This window comes from Aeromonas simiae, assembly GCF_000820125.1.
Taxonomy (GTDB): Bacteria; Pseudomonadota; Gammaproteobacteria; order Enterobacterales; family Aeromonadaceae; genus Aeromonas; species Aeromonas simiae.
This window is the reverse complement of sequence record NZ_CDBY01000072.1, coordinates 1,438-2,044: the sequence shown is the minus strand read 5'-3', so window position 1 is coordinate 2,044 and position 607 is coordinate 1,438. Positions and strand designations below refer to the sequence as shown.

Annotated in this window: 1 protein-coding gene; it reads right to left on the bottom strand. The window is 66.6% G+C overall.

The window, feature by feature from the left end:
* A partial coding sequence (locus BN1134_RS15450) for an extracellular solute-binding protein (protein ID WP_042048306.1) occupies window positions 1-607 on the bottom strand: 607 nt, incomplete at both ends.

Sequence of the window (607 nt, the reverse complement as noted above, 5' to 3'; positions counted from 1 at the left end):
GGGGGCCCCCTTGGCCTTGAGGCTGGTGGCCGGGAAGTCAAAGGAGATGCCGATCACCGTCTCGCCGCTGGCGGCCAGCTTGCAGGGGGCGGAGCCCGAGTGGGTGTAGCGATCGATGTTCTGGTGCAGGGCGTCCATGTATTGCCAGCCCGCCCCTTGCGGCATGGTCTGTAGCCAGCCAGCCACGCTCAGAAAACCGGTGCCCGACGAGGCGGGGTTGGGCATCACTATCTTGCCGCGGTAGACAGGCTTGGTCAGATCGGCCCAGCTGGTCGGGGCCGGAATGCCCTGCTTCTCGGCTTCCACCTTGTTAAAGCAGAGGGCGCTGAAGAAGGCATCGAGACCGACCCAGTGCGGCTCGGCGCGGCTGTCTCGGAAACGGCTGTCGAGCTTGTCCAATCCCTTGGGGGCATAGGCGGCCAGCATGCCCTGCTTGTCGAGTTGCAGCAGGCTGGTGGCGGCCAGCCCCCATACCACGTCGGCCTTGGGGTTGGCCTTCTCGGCCAGCAGGCGGGCGGTCATCACGCCGGTGGAGTCGCGCACCCACTTGATGCGGATCGCCGGTTGCTGGGCCTCGAAGGCCTGTTTCAGCTCGGCCAGCTGCTCC